Here is a 15020-nt window from a genome sequence, read left to right as displayed (position 1 = left end):
GAGCCCGGTTCCGCCCGCTGAAACGTGCTTGAAGGGGCTGGGGGCAGGATCTGGTAGCGCGGCAGGACAGTGACGATCGACGGACTGACATTCGCGGCCCTGCTGCTCGGCGCGCTCCTGCTCGATGGGCTGGTACGTCCGCGGAATTCCCAATTTTCAATACCTTCCGGCCGTAGTCTGGCGGGTTCATGGCTGCTTGCCTGGATGATGGCAGCTCTGTTCGGCCTGTTCCTGACATGCTGCGGCAATGTCGGAGTATCGGCAGGACTAGCCCTTGCCGTCCTGGCGTTACTGGCCGTGGCTTCGAACGCCAAGCATGCCATGCTGGGTGAACCGTTGCTCTTTTCGGACCTCGCACTCATCGGTGCGATATTTCGTCATCCACAGTTTTATCTTTCCGCCGTCCAGATCTGGCAGCGGATAGTCGCCGGCCTGGTGGCTGCTGTTCTTTTCGCGCTGTTGGCCTGGCTGTTCGTTTCGGCCTTGCCGCCGCACCTGATCGGGCTTGGCATTCTGGCCGTCAGCCTTGCGGTGCTGGCGCTTTCGGTGAATTCGGCGCCGATCCGGCGCCTCGCCCACGTGCCCGCTGCTCATGCCGACGTGCTGCGCCATGGGCTGCTGCCCGTGCTGCTGCTCTATTGGCTGCGCTGGCGGGAAAGCCGCGATCCGGCGCCCTGCGCCGATATCACGCGAACGCCTCCGGCCGGCGCCCCCGAACTCGTCGTTGTCATCCAGTGCGAGAGCTTTGCCGATCCGGTCGAACTTTTCGCGGACCCGAAGCTCGCCCTGCCGGGGCTGACCGCCGCGCGGGAAGACGCCTGCCAGTGGGGCCGGCTGATGGTCAGCGGCTTCGGCGCTTATACCATGCGTACCGAATACGGCGTGCTGTTCGGCCTCGACGAGGACGAGCTGGGCTTCCGCCGCTACGACCCCTTCCTCACCGCGCTGGGCGAGGCATCCTATGCCCTGCCGGCACGGCTGAAAGGCGCGGGCTGGCGCAGCCTGTTCCTCCACCCGCACGATATGCGCTTCTATGGCCGCGACCGGATCATGCCGGCGGGCGGTTTCGCCGAACTGGTAGGAGAGGACCGCTTCGCCCCTCCGGGCCCCGGAGAGGGGCGCTACGTGACCGACGCAGCGATAGCCGACGAAATCGTGGCGCTCGCGGCAGGTGCCACGGAACCGAGCCTGCTCTATGCGGTCACCATCGAGAACCACGGCCCCTGGGCGCCGGACGGCCATCCGGACGGCGACCTCAAGCAAAGCTACATGCGCCTCGTGCGCAACAGCGACGCGATGCTGACGACGCTCACCGAACGGCTTGGCGCGCTGGGCCGCCCGGCCTTGCTGGTGTTCTTCGGCGACCACCGCCCCAGCATTCCGGGCGCGACCGCACCCGGCGGGGACCGCCATACGCCCTATGTAATGGTGCGCCTCGATGCGGCGGGGCGGATCGTACCCGGCCAGAACCGGCAGGCCGACCTCACCCCGGCAGGCCTGCACCACGCGATCCTCGCGGCGGTGCTGGGCGAACCCGGTCCAGCCTGACGGCTACCGCGCCGGCGGCGCGAGCGACAGCAAGAGCCGCTCACGCAACACCCGTGGCAGCAGACGGTCGAACACACGGAGCAGGGTAAAGGGCCAGGGCATGATCGCATGCGCCTTGCCTTGCGCCGCAGCCGCCGCGATCCGGGCCGCCACATCGTCCGGTTTCAGCATCAGTGGCTTGGCTCCCGGGACCTCCCGGCCGGCGGCAGTGTCGATGAAGCCCGGTGAAACCAGGGTCACGGTGACCCCATGCTGGCGCACGCCGACCCGCAGCGCCTCGGCAAAGCGCGCCAGCCCGGCCTTGCTCCCCGAATAGGCGGCAGCGAAGGGGAGGGCATGGAATGCCGCTGCCGACCCGACCAGCACGATACCGCCGGAACCCCGCGCGGCCATACGCCCGGCCAGCGCCGCCGCCATCGCGGCGGGTGCGGCGAAATTGACCACCCCCAACCGGGCGACGAGGCCGGGATCCTCGACCAGGTCCCCCTCGGCGCGAATGTCGCCAAGACCCGAGGCGAACAGGGCCAGATCGACCGATCCAGCCTCGTCTTCGGCCAACAACGCCGCAACCGCGCCGGCCACATCGGTAATGTCGAGCGATCGCACCTCGGCCGAGGCCCCGGCCAGCCGGCAGGTCTCCGCAAGCGCCGAAAGACGCACGATATCCCGCCCCCACAAGGACAGATGCACGCCCGGACCGGCATACTGCCGTGCCAATGCGCCGCCGAGTCCGCCCGAGGCGCCGGTCACGAGAATTTTTCTTGGGAGGGAACCAGAGATCATGCGGCTGCTTCGATGCAATGGACCTACATTGTCAACATCTCAACTTATGTGGGTACTATTGGCTTGACAGACCCCGGCCCCTACTGTTCGAGATCGGATGCAATGCCATCGCTAGATCCCAGTTCGCAACGTATTCGATTGTTCAAGAGCGAGAAGCTCGAACGGCTTACGTTGATCACTCCCCGCATTTTTGCGGGAGCTTGGGCTGTGCTTCTGCCGTCGATCGCATGGACGGGCTGGGGGACGGTCGGTCCGCTCGCCGGACTGGGCCTGTTTTTGGCAGGCCTCGTGGTCTGGACACTCTTCGAATATGCCATGCACCGCTACCTATTCCACTGGGAAACCGAGGTACCGATACTGAAAGCGTTCGTCTTCTTGATGCACGGCAACCATCATGAATCCCCGAACGATCCCCTGCGCAGCATCATGCCGCTGTCGGCCAGTGTGCCGATCGCCGCAGGGGTATGGGGTCTGTTCGTGCTGTTGCTCGGGGGGCCCGGCACCTGGCTATTCCTGGGATTCATTGTCGGATACGTGATATACGACGTAGTCCACTACGCCGCACACCAATGGCCGATGCAGGGCCGGGTGGGCCAGGCGATAAAGCGCCATCATATGCGCCATCACTATGTCGACGAAGGCGGTAATTACTCGATCTCCGCCATTTTCTGGGATCGCGTGTTCGGCAGCAGAATCCACTCGCTTAAGCGGTGAAGGTCCAAATGTTACGGGAAGGATCCCCACGCTGAACCGGCGGCGCTTCGAGAGGAATTCTCTGCCTCTCAACAGTCTGACTGAACCAATTTCTCAAACCGAGCACAATCCATCAACTCAGAAAGTTGGTGGGCCCCTTCGTTGGTAAAACCCTGTTCCAGAACGATAAGAGCCTGCTTCCTCGCAAATGCCCGCCTACCGAGCATCGGCAATTCGTGCTTTCGAGTGGATATTCTCTCCGACGACGGGCAATGCGAAGCGACCGATTTCTCACGTGTCTCAGAAAATCGCCGCATTTCGCGGGATTGTGCGCACCGCCCACCTAAAAGGGCCGCATCGACCGTTCCTGCGCCGCTTCGCACGCTTGCGCATGTTCACTTGTCAATTCCGGACTTCTCCATTCGATCCTCGTGTCAATTTCTACTCGAAAGCACGAATCGCATCTCCCTCGCGAAAAGCGACCTCATTTTTCAAGGGAATACTCCTGCACGAGCAGCCTCGGTGGCACGTGTCAAACGACGCCGGGAATTGGGCCGGGGGCGCGAACACATGCGCCTGAAGCCGAAACGCAATTCTCGTCAAGGACGCGCCCTCGTAACTTTCAATGGCTCGTATCAGCGCCCCCGCTTCCTTTGGCTTCGTGATAGCGGCCCGGTGAATAGCCTTTGGCGTCACCAACGCGCCGCGCAGATCAGCACATACGTCGCGATCCGCCCTGGCCGTGGCGATCGCGAAGCGAAAGATCTGGCTGCAAAGGGCTCGGGTGCTTACCGCCGTGTAGACTTTGCGTGTCTTTTCTATCTTCTTGAGTGCCAGAAGCACCTCATGCGCCGTGATCGCGGAGATGGGACAGCCCCCGAGGTCGGGCATCACGAGACCCAGCTGCCATTCATGCTTCTTGATCGATTTGGACGATCTTTCCTCGAGCCGGAGCTTTTTCCAGCCACTCCTCGGCAATCGCTCTAAACGTGTTGGCCGCCGCGACCGACGCTTCGATCTTGTTGAGCTTGGCCTGGCGATTTGGATCGATGCCGTCCTTCAGCAGGCGGCGGGCATCGAGAAGTCGCTCTCGGGCCTCGGCAAGTCCAACCTCCGGATATCGTCCGAACGAGGCGGTCTTCTGAACTTTGTGGAAATGATAGTTCATTCGCCAGTAGCGCGCGCCGCTCGGCTTTATCAGCAGGTACAGGCCATCTCGGTCGGAGTATGGCTTGCTCTGCGGCCGAGCGTGGGCGACCGCTTGTGCGGTCAGACCAGACCTGCGTGATTCTCCGGACATGAATAGGGACCTTCCGACAGCTGTGAACAACTGCAGGTCCGTCTCCTGTGCCAAACCGGGCTGAGATTGCATGGAACATATCCGGAACTGCCCGGACATTATATCAGCAAAAACGGCAGAAAACAGCCGTTTACAGGACTTTCTGGGAGGTCCTGCGAGCGGCGGTGGAGCGGGTAGCGGGAATCGAACCCGCATAGCCAGCTTGGAAGGCTGGAGCTTTACCACTAAGCTATACCCGCCCGATCGGAACCAGCCGATGGGGCTTGCGCCGCCAGAGGCAGGCGCTTGCCATGGGAAGCGGCGGTTCGTCAACGGCTCTCTTGCGAAAATCTTGCAGGCGCCCGATAATTGCGATTTCGATCAGTGGCCCTCGAAGGCCAGCAAAGCATCAGGCGTCACGCCCGCCGTGCGCAGCCGGTCGCCGCCGCCCAGTTCGAACAGGTCGATCGCGAAGAGTGCGTGGTCCACACGCGCCCCGGCGCGGCGGAGCAATTCGATGGCCGCGAGTGCGGTGCCGCCGGTGGCCAGCAGATCGTCCACCAGCACCACGCGTTGCCCTTCGCTCACGGCGTCGGGATCGACTTCCAGCGTGTCCGTGCCATATTCGAGCGCGTAGTCGATCGCGAGCACCGGGACAGGCAGCTTGCCCGGTTTGCGGACCGGCACGAAGCCTAGCCCCAGCCTCGCTGCGATCGCCGCGCCGAAGATGAAGCCGCGCGCCTCTACGCCGGCGATGGCCTCAGCCCCCGCCGCGACGGCGCGCTGCGCCATGAGGTCTACGGCGGCAGTGAAGCCGGAGCCGTTGCCGATCAGCGTGGTCACGTCGCGGAACAGGATGCCCGGCTTGGGAAAGTCCGGAACAGAGCGGACGATGGCCTTGAGCTCGTCGATGGTCATGGCGCAGGGCCTAGCCGCTCGGACCGCGCAGGAAAAGCCAAGATCGGCGCGCCGGATGCGAAAAGCCCCGCCATCCGGGTGGATGGCGGGGCTTTCGATCGGATCGGCGAACCGAGCCTCAGTGCTTCTTGCCGGCCCAGATGTTCCGGTAGGACAGATAGCCCATCACCGTTGCGAAGAGCAGGAAGCCCAGCACGGCCAAGCCGGTCTGATGGCGCTTTTCCAACTTCGGTTCGGCAGTCCAGACCAGGAAGGCCGCCACGTCGGTGGCCATCTGCTCCTTGGTCGCCTTGGTGCCGTCCGAGAACGTTACCTGACCATCGGCGGTCAGCGGCGGCGGCATCGCGATGTTGAGGTTCGCGAAGTAGGGGTTGTAGTGCAGGCCGTCCGGAGTCTTCGAATCCGGGAACTTCTTCAGAAGGTCGGCGGGCTGATCCTGATAGCCGGTCAGCAGCGAGCGGACGTACTGCGGGCCCTCGTGACGCGCCTTGGTGATCAGCGAGAGATCCGGCGGCGTGCCCTGCCCGGCGTAGACCACCGGCGGGAAGTAGTCGGTCGCCATGCCGGCGCGCGTTTCCACTTCACCCGTGGCCGGATTGAACACCGGCACCTGGAAGCCCTTGGCGATCGCCTTCACTTCGGCTTCGCTATAGCCCAGCGCGCCGAGATCGCGGAAGGCGACGTGGCGGATCGCGTGGCAGGTCGAGCAAATTTCCTTGTAGACTTCGAAACCACGCTGAAGCTGCTCGCGGTCGAAGCGGCCGAGTATGCCGTCGCTCACAAACGTATATTCGCGGGGCGCGAGGTGGAATTCGTGCTCGGCGGTTGCTGCCGGCGGGTCGGTGATCTGCGTGTAGGCGCCCTTGCCGAACGACCACGCCAGCGCGACCGTGAAGAACAGCCCGACGAGGATCGAGAGAATGCGTGCCATGTCTTTCGTCTTTCGTTCCAGCTGGTGTCAGGCAACCGTCGCCGAGGGCGAGGGGGCAAGCTTGGCTTCTTCGTCCGCGCCGAGGACAGCCTCGGTGATGGAGAAGGGCAGCGGATCCGGCTTCTCGATGGCCGAGACGATCGGAATGATGATGAGGAAGTGTGCGAAGTAGTAGAGCCCGGCGAGCTGGCTGAGCATCACGAAGGGCTCCTGCGCCGGCGCGCCGCCGCAGTAGAACAGCACCGCCATCGCCGGCAGCAGGCCGAAGAAGAAGAACTTGCGGTAGAGCGGGCGATAGGCGCCCGAACGCACCGGCGACTTGTCCAGCCAGGGCAGGAAGAACCACACCAGGATCGCGCCGAACATCGCCATCACGCCCATCAGCTTGGCGGGGATGAACAGAAAGTCCTGCGTGAAGGCGCGCAGGATCGCGTAGAACGGCCAGAAGTACCATTCGGGCACGATATGCGCGGGCGTGCTCATCGGGTTGGCGGGGATGTAGTTATCCGGGTGGCCCAGATAGTTCGGGAAGAAGAACACCATCGCGCAGAACAGGATGGCGAAGACGCCGATCGCCCAGCCGTCCTTGGCGACGTAGTAGGGGTAGAACGGAACGGTATCGCTCTCGCTCTTCACTTCGACGCCGGTCGGGTTCGACGAGCCGGGGATGTGCAGGGCCCAGATGTGCAGGATCACCACGCCCAGGATCACGAAGGGCAGCAGGAAGTGCAGCGAGAAGAAGCGGTTGAGCGCCGCGTTGTCCGGCGCAAAGCCGCCGAGCAGCCACTGCTGGAGCGGCTCACCGACAAGCGGGATGGCCGAAAACAGGCCGGTTATGACCTTGGCGCCCCAGAAGCTCATCTGGCCCCACGGCAGCACGTAGCCCATGAAGGCGGTGGCCATCATCAGCAGGAAGATCACGACACCCAGCAGCCACACCATCTCGCGCGGGGCCTTGTACGAGCCGTAGAAGAAGCCGCGGAAGATATGGATGTAGATGACGACGAAGAAGGCCGAGGCGCCGTTGGCGTGCGCGTAGCGCATCAGCCAGCCCCAGTTCACGTCCCGCATCGTCATTTCGACAGTGTCGAACGCCACTGCGGTATTGGCCGCGTAGTGCATGGCCATGACCACGCCGGTGACGATCTGAAGGATGAGGCAGAGCCCCGCGAGGAAACCGAAGTTCCAGAAATAGTTCAGGTTGCGCGGAACTTCATAGCCGCCGCCCACCGCGTTGTAGACGAGACGCGGGATGGGAAGCTTCTCGTCCATCCACTGCATGAAGGGATGGCTCGGCTTGTATTCCTTGGCCCAGGGAAAGCTCATTTTCTTTATCCTCTCGCTTCGCCTCAGCCGATCTTGACGACCGTGTCTTTGGTGAATTCGTATACCGGAACCTCAAGGTTCTTGGGCGCGGGGCCCTTACGGATACGGGCGGCGGTATCGTACGTGGAGCCGTGGCAGGGGCAGAAGTAACCGCCGAACTCGCCGCGCGGCTCTCCCTCACCGGCCCCGAGCGGGACGCAGCCGAGGTGCGTGCAGACGCCCATCGTGATCAGCCAGTTGGTCTTGCCTTCCTTGGTCCGCTGCTCAAGCGTCTGCGGATCGCGCAGGCTGGAGACATCGACCTTGTTGGCTTCCTCGATCTCGTGCGGCGTCAGATTGCGCACGAAAACGGGCTGCTTGCGGAAGATCGCCTTGATCGCCTGGCCGGGCTGGATCGAGGAGATGTCGATCTCGGTCGAAGATGCGGCAAGCACGTCTGCCGAAGCGGACATCTGGCTGACGAGCGGGACCACGATCCCGACGCCTGCAACTCCCGCCGCGCTTACTGCGGCGATATTGATGAAATCGCGCCGGCGCACGCCGTCTGCCTCAGCCATGTTTGCCCTTGCCCTACGTTATTGACTTGTTTTTATCGACAACCCGCCCCGGTGTAATCCGGAGGCGAGCCCAGATCCTGACCACTTATTATTTAGTCTGGTATCCCCCATTACGGTTCGAGAGATCCGAACACATCACTGTGTCTGCCCCGGATCGAATACCGACGTATCGGGCTGATAACACGAAAATCCAACGTGCCAACCGCCTTTTTGGCAGGACGATGGCGTGGGCGAGCCTGCAAATTCAAGCAATAAGGTCCCGCCGCGCAAGACCGGGGCGTGGCGGAACGCGAGAGCGGCAGGATGGCGGGGGTCCGGGCGAAACGATCCCCCCGGCGATCCCCCGCAGCAATCGCCCCGGGCAATCACCCTGCGGCGATGAGCGAGAACTGCCGTCCGTAACTGGCTTCGGCCCGGTGGGTGGCGCGGCGAAACGAATAGAATCGCTCCGGCTGCGCATAAGTATCGAGGCCGAGACGCTCGATGCCGGCAATTCCGGCCCTTTCCAGCCGCGCCGCGACATAGGCTTCCAGATCGAACTGCCAGTGACCGGGCCGCCCGGCGCTGAAGAATTGCCCGTTGCCGGCCGCTTGCGCGAGGAAGCGTTCGTGGAAGCCCTCGTCCACTTCGTAGGAGACGGCGGCGATGCAGGGGCCAACCACCGCAACGATCCGGGATGGCTCAGCCCCGAGCGATATCATGGCGGCGATGGTGCGATCGGTAACGCCGGCCACCGCGCCTTTCCATCCGGCATGGGCGGCACCCACCACCCCTGCCTCGCGATCGGCCAGCAGCACCGGCGCGCAGTCCGCCGTCAGCACGCCGAGGACGACGCCGGGGCGGTCGGTGACCAAGGCGTCGGCGTGGGGGCGTTCGGCATCGCTCCACACCGTGTCGCCCACCACCACGCAATCCGGCGAATGGACCTGGTAGACGCTCGCCAGCTGTCCGCCGGGCAGCACCGCCTCGACCGCGCGGCGGCGATTCTCGGCAATGGCGACGGGATCGTCGCCCGAACCGAGGCCAACGTTCAGGCCAGACACCTCCCCCGTGCTTACGCCGCCGCGACGGCCGAGAAAGCCGTGCGGCAGGCCGTCCAGTAGCTTGGCGCGGTTGACCTCCACCGTGCTCACGTCGTCCGTGTTCATCTGGGGCGCCTCAGCCAAGGCTCTTGCCCACCTGTTCGCGCACATCGCGAGAGAGATCGGGCTGGGCCATGATCTGCTCCAGCTCGGCGCGCATCATTGCGGCGCGGACCGGCTCGATCCGGCGCCAGCGGCCGAGATGCGGCACGAATCGCGCGGTGGTCTGCGGGTTGAGCGGATCGAGGCGGCGGATCAAGTCGCCGATCAGGCGATAGCCCTCGCCGCTCGCGTCGTGGAAGCCCTTCGGATTGACCGCCAGCGACATGTAGAGCGCGCGGACGCGGTTGGGATTGCCCAGCGTGAAGTCGGGATGCTCGGCCAGCGCGCGGACGTGTTCGAGCACTTGCGGGTGGAAGCAGCTCGCCTGAAGCTGGAACCACTTGTCGATCACCAGCGCATTGCCCTGATAGCGCTTGTGGAAATCGGCGAGCGCCTCAGCCCGTTCGGGGCCGTCGAGGTTGCACAGCACGGTCAGCGCGGACTGGCGGTCGGTCATGTTGTCGGCCGCGCGGTACTGCGCGCTGGCGCGGGCCACACCTTCCACGGCGTCGCCCGAGGCGATCAGGACGAGTGCCTGCGCCTTGGTCTTGCGGGCACCGCGCGCCCCCGCGTCGCGGCCGTAGGGAACGGCGGAAACGCGGTCGTGCAGCACCTTCAGTTCATCGGCCAGTTCGCCGCCCAGCCAGTGCTTAAGTGCCTCGCGCTCCTCGTGGATCGCGTAAGGATCGGCCACCAGCACTTGCTCGGAGAGGTAGGCGACGGTCGGCAGCATCATCAGTTCGCCGCGCATCAGGTCGTCGAGCGCCTCGTCGGCAATAATCGCCGCGAAAGCCTTGCCGATGGCGGCACGGCCGGCAGCACGGTCGGCATCGGCCAGTCCGCCGCCCACCGCGGCGACAAGGTGCTGGACGACGAGGCTCTGCATCGCCTCGTAGCGGGCAAAGGGATCGTCATCGCGCGCGGCCAGGAACACGAGGTCTTCGGGATCGCGCTCGAATTCGATGGCAACGGGCGCTGAGAAGCCGCGATTGATCGACAGCACCGGCGCGCGAGCGAAGCCTTCGAAGGCGAAGCTGTCCTCGGCCTTGTCGAGCACGATCAGCCGCTCGCCCGAATGGGTGCCGGTGTCGCGGTCGAACAGGGCGACGCGCAGCGGGATCGGCATCGGCTGCTTGTCCGGCTGGCCGGGCGTGGCAGGCACGGTCTGCGAGAGCGTCAGCGTCGCCGTCTCGCCCTCGTGCGTCAGCGAAACCGAGACTTGCGGGGTGCCCGCCTGCGAATACCAGAGGCGGAACTGCTTGAGGTCCAGCCCGGCGCCGTCCTCGATCGCCTTGACGAAGTCCTCGCACGTCGCAGCCTCGCCGTCGTGGCGGTCGAAGTAGAGGTCAGTGCCCTGCCGGAAGCGTTCGATGCCCGCCATGGTCCGCATCATGCGGATCACCTCGGCACCCTTGTTGTAGACAGTCGCAGTGTAGAAGTTGCTTATTTCCTGATAGGAATCCGGGCGGATCGGATGGGCGAGCGGGCCCGAATCCTCGGGGAACTGGCCGCCGCGCAGGGTGCGCACGTCCTCGATCCGCTTGACCGGCTCGCTGCCCATGTCCGCACTGAACAACTGGTCGCGCAGGACGGTAAAGCCCTCCTTCAGCGAAAGCTGGAACCAGTCGCGGCAGGTCACGCGGTTGCCCGACCAGTTGTGGAAGTACTCATGGCCGATCACGCTCTCAATGCCGTCGTAATCGGCATCGGTCGCGGTTTCCGGCTCGGCCAGGACGTAGCGGGTGTTGAAGACGTTAAGGCCCTTGTTCTCCATCGCGCCCATATTGAAGTCCGACACGGCGACGACGTTGAACAGGTCGAGATCATATTCGCGGCCGAACGCTTGCTCGTCCCACTTCATCGAGGCGATCAGCGAATCCATCGCGTGCTGCGTGCGCTGCTCGTCGCCCGCGCGGACCCAGATGTTGAGATCGACCTTGCGGCCCGAGCGCGTGGTGAACTGCGCATGGTTGGCCACGAGATCGCCCGCCACCAGCGCGAAAAGGTAGCTCGGCTTGGGCCAGGGATCGTGCCAATCGGCCCAATGCGTGCCGTCGGCGTTCTCACCGGTGGCCGTGCAGTTGCCGTTGGAGAGCAGGATCGGGAAGGCCGCCTTGTCGCCCGCCATGTGCACCGAATAAGTCGAGAGCACGTCTGGGCGATCCGGGAAGAAGGTGATGCGGCGGAAGCCCTCGGCCTCGCACTGGGTGCAAAGCATGCCGTTCGAGGCATAGAGGCCCATGAGCTGGCTGTTAGCCGCCGGGTTCACGGCGGTTTCGACTTCGACCTCATGCGCATCGCCCGAAAGCTCGACCAGCAGGTCTGCGCCATCCAGCCGCCAGTTGTTCACCGCCTCGCCGTCGACGCGGACGGCAAGCGGGGCGATCTGGTCGCCATTGAGGCGCAGCGTCGTGCTCCCCTCACCCGCCGGATTGCGCGTTACCGAAAGCTTCGCGGTCACATGCGTGGCATCGATACCCAGCCGGAAGTCGAGCGCGATGGCCGGAACCAGCCATTCGGGCGGCCGGTAATCCGCGCGGTGGATCACGGCGGGCGTGGTGGCGGGAGCGGCTTCGGGCTGGGCGGCGTTGCTGGCGATGTCCATACGCTTGGAGTTAAGCCCCCCGCCTTGCGATTGCCAGCCGTGCCGCTACGAAAATCGCAGCGATTTTTCAGAGAAAGCGAGAGCGATGGCGCCCCGCCTGTTCATCTTCGGCCTTGGCTACACTGCAAGCGCGGTGGCCGCGCGGCTGTCCCGCATGGGCTGGGAAGTGATCTCGACCGGCCGCGACGGCACGCTGTCGTTCGAGGATGAGGGCAATGTGCGCCTGGCGCTGGCCGATTCCGATCATGTTCTTTCCTCGGTCCCGCCCGGCAACGAGGGGCGCGGCGAGCCGCTCGATCGGGTGCTGGAGCGCTATGGTCCTGCGCTGAACGGCAAGGCGCTGTCCTATCTCTCGTCCACCGGCGTCTACGGCGACGCGGGCGGGGCATGGGTGGACGAAAGCGCCCCCATCGGCACCGGCCGCCGCACCGCGCGGGCCGAGGCGGACGGCGAGTGGCTTGCGCTGGGCGCGCGGGTCTATCGGCTTCCCGGCATCTACGGGCCCGGCCGCTCGATGCTGGACCGCGTGCGCGAAGGCCGCGCGCATCGCATCGACCTGCCGGGGCAAGTGTTCAGCCGCGTGCATGTCGAGGATATCGCCTCGGGCGTGATCGCCGGGCTCCGGGCACCGGCGGGTGCCTACAACCTTTCCGACGATCTGCCCTGCGGCCAGAACCGCGTCGTGGAGGAAGCCTGCCGCCTTGCCGGGCTGCCGCTTCCCCCGCTGCAATCACTGGAGGAAGCGGCGCTCTCCCCGATGGCGCGGGCTTTCTATGCGGAGAACCGCCGCGTCGCCAATGGCAAGGCGCGGCACGTCCTCGGCTGGAAACCGCGCTTTGCGACTTACCGCGAAGGGCTGCGCGACATCAGCGCCACGACCAGCCCGACAGTCGCCAGCGCCGCCCCGGCAATCGCCAGCGCCGACCACTGATAGCCCTCGAACAGCGTCGAGATGAACATGGCGATCACGATCACGACAACGCCGTTATAGGCAGCCTTGCCCGCGCCAAGCTGGCGGATCAGCGTGTAGTAGAGCGGGAAGGTCACCACCGAACCGAGGATCGCGAGGTAGGCCGTCCCCATCCAGTAGTTCGCATCGCGCGGGATCACCGGCGGCCCCGCGAAGAGCCAGGCCACCGCCACATCGCAAAGCGTGCCGTAGAGCATCGCCCACGACAGCAGGCTCACCATCGGCAGGGCCTTGCCGGTGTCGTTGGCCTGAATCACGTTCGAAACCGACGCGCACAGCATCGCGATCAGGGCGAAGACCGTACCCAGCACGACCTTGCCGCCCAGCGGCGCTTCATGCGCCTCATGGACCAGCAATAGAGCGAGACCGGCAATGGCGATCGCACTGCCGACCACGAAGCGCCCCGTGATCGGCTGCTTGAGCAGCACCCGCGCCAGAATCGCATTGGGCACCAGCAGCAGCCCGATCATCACCGCGACAATGCCCGAAGTCAGGTGCATTTCGGCGCGATAGACGAAGTTGTAATTGCCGCAGAACTGCGTCACGCCCACCGCAAGCGCGAGCAATTGCCCTGCCCTGCCCAGCTTCAGGCTCTTGCCCATGGCGATCGCGACAACGAACATCGCCGGCGTCGCCAGCGCGAAACGCCATGCCACCGACCAGCTGGCCGGCACTTCGGCAATCTGGCCAGTGATGACGAACCAGGTCGATCCCCAGATCAGCGCCACCAGCATGAACGGCAGAATGACCGCCGGCTTGAAGAAACCGGGGGCCGCCGTGTCGCTCGCCGCGTTCACGCTCACAGCGCGGCAATCGCGCGGGCGAGCGCGGAAACGTGCTCCGGCCGCGAATCCCATGCCGTGACGAGGCGCGCCGCATCGTCGCCCCAGTCGTAGAACTCGAAGCCCTGCGCCCGCAGCGCCGCGCGTTCAGCGGCGGTGGAGGTGAGGAAAATCTCGTTAGCCTCGACCGGGTGCAGCAAGCGCGCACCGGCAGCCGCCGCGATTTCGGCGGCGGCGGCATTGGACGTGCGCGCATTCTCCAGCCAGAGGTCGCCCTCCAGCATCGCCAGAATCTGTGCGGCCAGATAGCGCCCCTTCGATTGCAGATGCCCCGCGCGCTTGCGGCGGAAGCGGACCTTGTCGGCCATGGCGGGATCGAAGAAGACGATGGCCTCGGCGCTCATCGCCCCGTTCTTGACCATGCCGAAGCTCAGCGCATCGACGCCCCGCGCCGCATCCGCCGCGCTGCCGCCAAGGAATGCCACGGCATTGCCGAACCGCGCGCCGTCCATGTGCAGACCGAGCCCCTTGCCCTTCACGAAGGCGGAAAGCGCGGCCAGTTCCTCGGGCCGGTAGACGCAGCCATATTCGCTCGCCTGCGTGATCGAGATGGCATGGGGCTGGACCTGATGCACGCCATCGCGGATCGGGTCGATCACCCGCGCAATCGCGTCGGGCGTGATCTTCGCGCTCTCACCATCGGCCAGCAGCAGCTTGGCGCCGTGGAGGTAGAAACCGGGCGCGCCGCCCTCGTCCATCTCGATATGCGCCTCGCGGTGGCAGATCACGGCGCCGTGCGGCTCGACCATGGCCGAGAGCGCCAGACAGTTCGCCGCCGTCCCCGTCGCTACCCAGAGCGCCGCGCAATCGCGGCCGAACAGCGCGGAAAAGCGCGCGTCGAGCGCTTTGCTCAGCGCGTCGCCATCGTAAGGCGAATCGGGTTCGTCGGCGGCCTTCATGGCGTCCCAGACCCTCGGGTGGACCCGTGCGGCGTTGTCGGAGAGAAACTTCATGGCCATATGCCCTAAAGCGGACGCCTTCTCCGTCAAGCAGACCTTTTCAGGAGCCCCCACATATGGTCGGCGTGACTATCACTGCCCATGAAAACGGAAATTCCGGCGAGTATATCGCCCATGTCGCCGACAGCGACGCGACCGGCCGCCTGATCTGGGCCGAGCGTGACGGCATTCGCTACGCGGAACATACGCTTGTCCCCCCGGTGATCGGCGGGCGCGGCGTGGCCGGGCGACTGGTCGAGGCGATGGTGGCGGACGCGCGGGAGAACCATTTTCGGATCGGATCGCGGTGCAGCTATGTCGATGCGGCGTTCCGGCGGCATCCGGAGTGGGATGATGTGAAGGCCTGAACTGAAGCCCTGAAACGAAACTCCATGCTCAGCCCCTAAAACCCCGTCGCCCCCGCGAAGGCGGGGGCCCCGCTTTCT

15 protein-coding genes and 1 tRNA gene are annotated in these 15020 nt (G+C 65.0%); 4 read left to right on the top strand and 12 right to left on the bottom strand.

The window, feature by feature from the left end; translation table 11 throughout:
* Window positions 1-69: 69 nt before the first annotated feature.
* Window positions 70-1548, top strand: a complete 1479-nt coding sequence (locus AC1VVM_RS04535) for an LTA synthase family protein (RefSeq protein WP_482955942.1) — start codon at window positions 70-72, stop codon at window positions 1546-1548.
* Window positions 1549-1551: 3 nt separating this feature from the next.
* On the opposite strand, the gene AC1VVM_RS04530 is transcribed toward AC1VVM_RS04535, so the two are convergent.
* The gene (locus AC1VVM_RS04530; RefSeq protein WP_482955941.1) at window positions 1552-2331 is read right to left on the bottom strand and encodes an SDR family NAD(P)-dependent oxidoreductase; all 780 of its coding nucleotides are present in this window, start codon (window positions 2329-2331) and stop codon (window positions 1552-1554) included.
* 207 nt (window positions 2332-2538) lie between these two features.
* On the opposite strand from AC1VVM_RS04530, the gene AC1VVM_RS04525 reads away from it, so the two are divergent.
* Window positions 2539-3045 carry a sterol desaturase family protein gene (locus AC1VVM_RS04525; protein WP_482955940.1) on the top strand — a complete coding sequence of 169 codons (507 nt, stop codon included), beginning with the start codon at window positions 2539-2541 and terminating at the stop codon, window positions 3043-3045.
* Between the two features lie 420 nt (window positions 3046-3465).
* Here AC1VVM_RS04525 and AC1VVM_RS04520 read toward each other — a convergent pair whose 3' ends face one another.
* The 9 genes from AC1VVM_RS04520 to pepN form a co-directional block, all read right to left on the bottom strand.
* Complete coding sequence (locus tag AC1VVM_RS04520; protein WP_482955939.1) at window positions 3466-4002, bottom strand: tyrosine-type recombinase/integrase; 537 nt, start codon at window positions 4000-4002, stop codon at window positions 3466-3468.
* A complete protein-coding gene (locus AC1VVM_RS04515; RefSeq protein ID WP_482955938.1) occupies window positions 3935-4324 on the bottom strand; it encodes an Arm DNA-binding domain-containing protein in 390 nt (129 codons plus the stop codon). Before AC1VVM_RS04515 ends, AC1VVM_RS04520 begins: the two co-directional genes overlap by 68 nt.
* Before the next feature lie 165 nt (window positions 4325-4489).
* A tRNA-Gly gene (locus AC1VVM_RS04510) sits at window positions 4490-4563 on the bottom strand.
* A 121-nt stretch (window positions 4564-4684) separates the two neighbouring features.
* Window positions 4685-5221: an adenine phosphoribosyltransferase gene (locus tag AC1VVM_RS04505; RefSeq protein ID WP_482955937.1), complete on the bottom strand. Its 537-nt coding sequence runs from the start codon at window positions 5219-5221 to the stop codon at window positions 4685-4687.
* Between the two features lie 118 nt (window positions 5222-5339).
* Entirely contained in the window at window positions 5340-6152 is an 813-nt protein-coding gene (locus AC1VVM_RS04500) for a cytochrome c1 (RefSeq protein WP_132387857.1), read from the bottom strand.
* 27 nt (window positions 6153-6179) lie between these two features.
* The gene (locus AC1VVM_RS04495) at window positions 6180-7478 is read right to left on the bottom strand and encodes a cytochrome b (protein ID WP_132387855.1); all 1299 of its coding nucleotides are present in this window, start codon (window positions 7476-7478) and stop codon (window positions 6180-6182) included.
* A gap of 23 nt (window positions 7479-7501) precedes the next feature.
* A complete protein-coding gene (gene petA / locus AC1VVM_RS04490; protein ID WP_132387853.1) occupies window positions 7502-8035 on the bottom strand; it encodes a ubiquinol-cytochrome c reductase iron-sulfur subunit in 534 nt (177 codons plus the stop codon).
* 365 nt (window positions 8036-8400) lie between these two features.
* Entirely contained in the window at window positions 8401-9183 is a 783-nt protein-coding gene (gene pgeF / locus AC1VVM_RS04485) for a peptidoglycan editing factor PgeF (protein ID WP_482902914.1), read from the bottom strand.
* 10 nt (window positions 9184-9193) lie between these two features.
* Window positions 9194-11824, bottom strand: a complete 2631-nt coding sequence (gene pepN, locus AC1VVM_RS04480) for an aminopeptidase N (RefSeq protein ID WP_482955936.1) — start codon at window positions 11822-11824, stop codon at window positions 9194-9196.
* An 85-nt stretch (window positions 11825-11909) separates the two neighbouring features.
* On the opposite strand from pepN, the gene AC1VVM_RS04475 reads away from it, so the two are divergent.
* Window positions 11910-12755, top strand: a complete 846-nt coding sequence (locus AC1VVM_RS04475; protein ID WP_482955935.1) for a Rossmann-fold NAD(P)-binding domain-containing protein — start codon at window positions 11910-11912, stop codon at window positions 12753-12755.
* On the opposite strand, the gene AC1VVM_RS04470 is transcribed toward AC1VVM_RS04475, so the two are convergent.
* Both AC1VVM_RS04470 and AC1VVM_RS04465 read right to left on the bottom strand, forming a co-directional pair.
* A complete protein-coding gene (locus tag AC1VVM_RS04470; protein ID WP_482902911.1) occupies window positions 12668-13597 on the bottom strand; it encodes a DMT family transporter in 930 nt (309 codons plus the stop codon). The genes AC1VVM_RS04475 and AC1VVM_RS04470 overlap by 88 nt on opposite strands.
* Complete coding sequence (locus AC1VVM_RS04465) at window positions 13594-14589, bottom strand: threonine aldolase family protein (RefSeq protein WP_482902910.1); 996 nt, start codon at window positions 14587-14589, stop codon at window positions 13594-13596. Before AC1VVM_RS04465 ends, AC1VVM_RS04470 begins: the two co-directional genes overlap by 4 nt.
* A 62-nt stretch (window positions 14590-14651) precedes the next feature.
* Here AC1VVM_RS04465 and AC1VVM_RS04460 point away from each other — a divergent pair, with 62 nt between their 5' ends.
* Window positions 14652-14942: a GNAT family N-acetyltransferase gene (locus AC1VVM_RS04460; protein WP_482902909.1), complete on the top strand. Its 291-nt coding sequence runs from the start codon at window positions 14652-14654 to the stop codon at window positions 14940-14942.
* Window positions 14943-15020: the final 78 nt, after the last annotated feature.

The sequence above is a fragment of the Novosphingobium sp. BL-S-33 genome (genome assembly GCF_056857025.1).
This window is presented reverse-complemented; position numbering and strand designations above follow the sequence as displayed.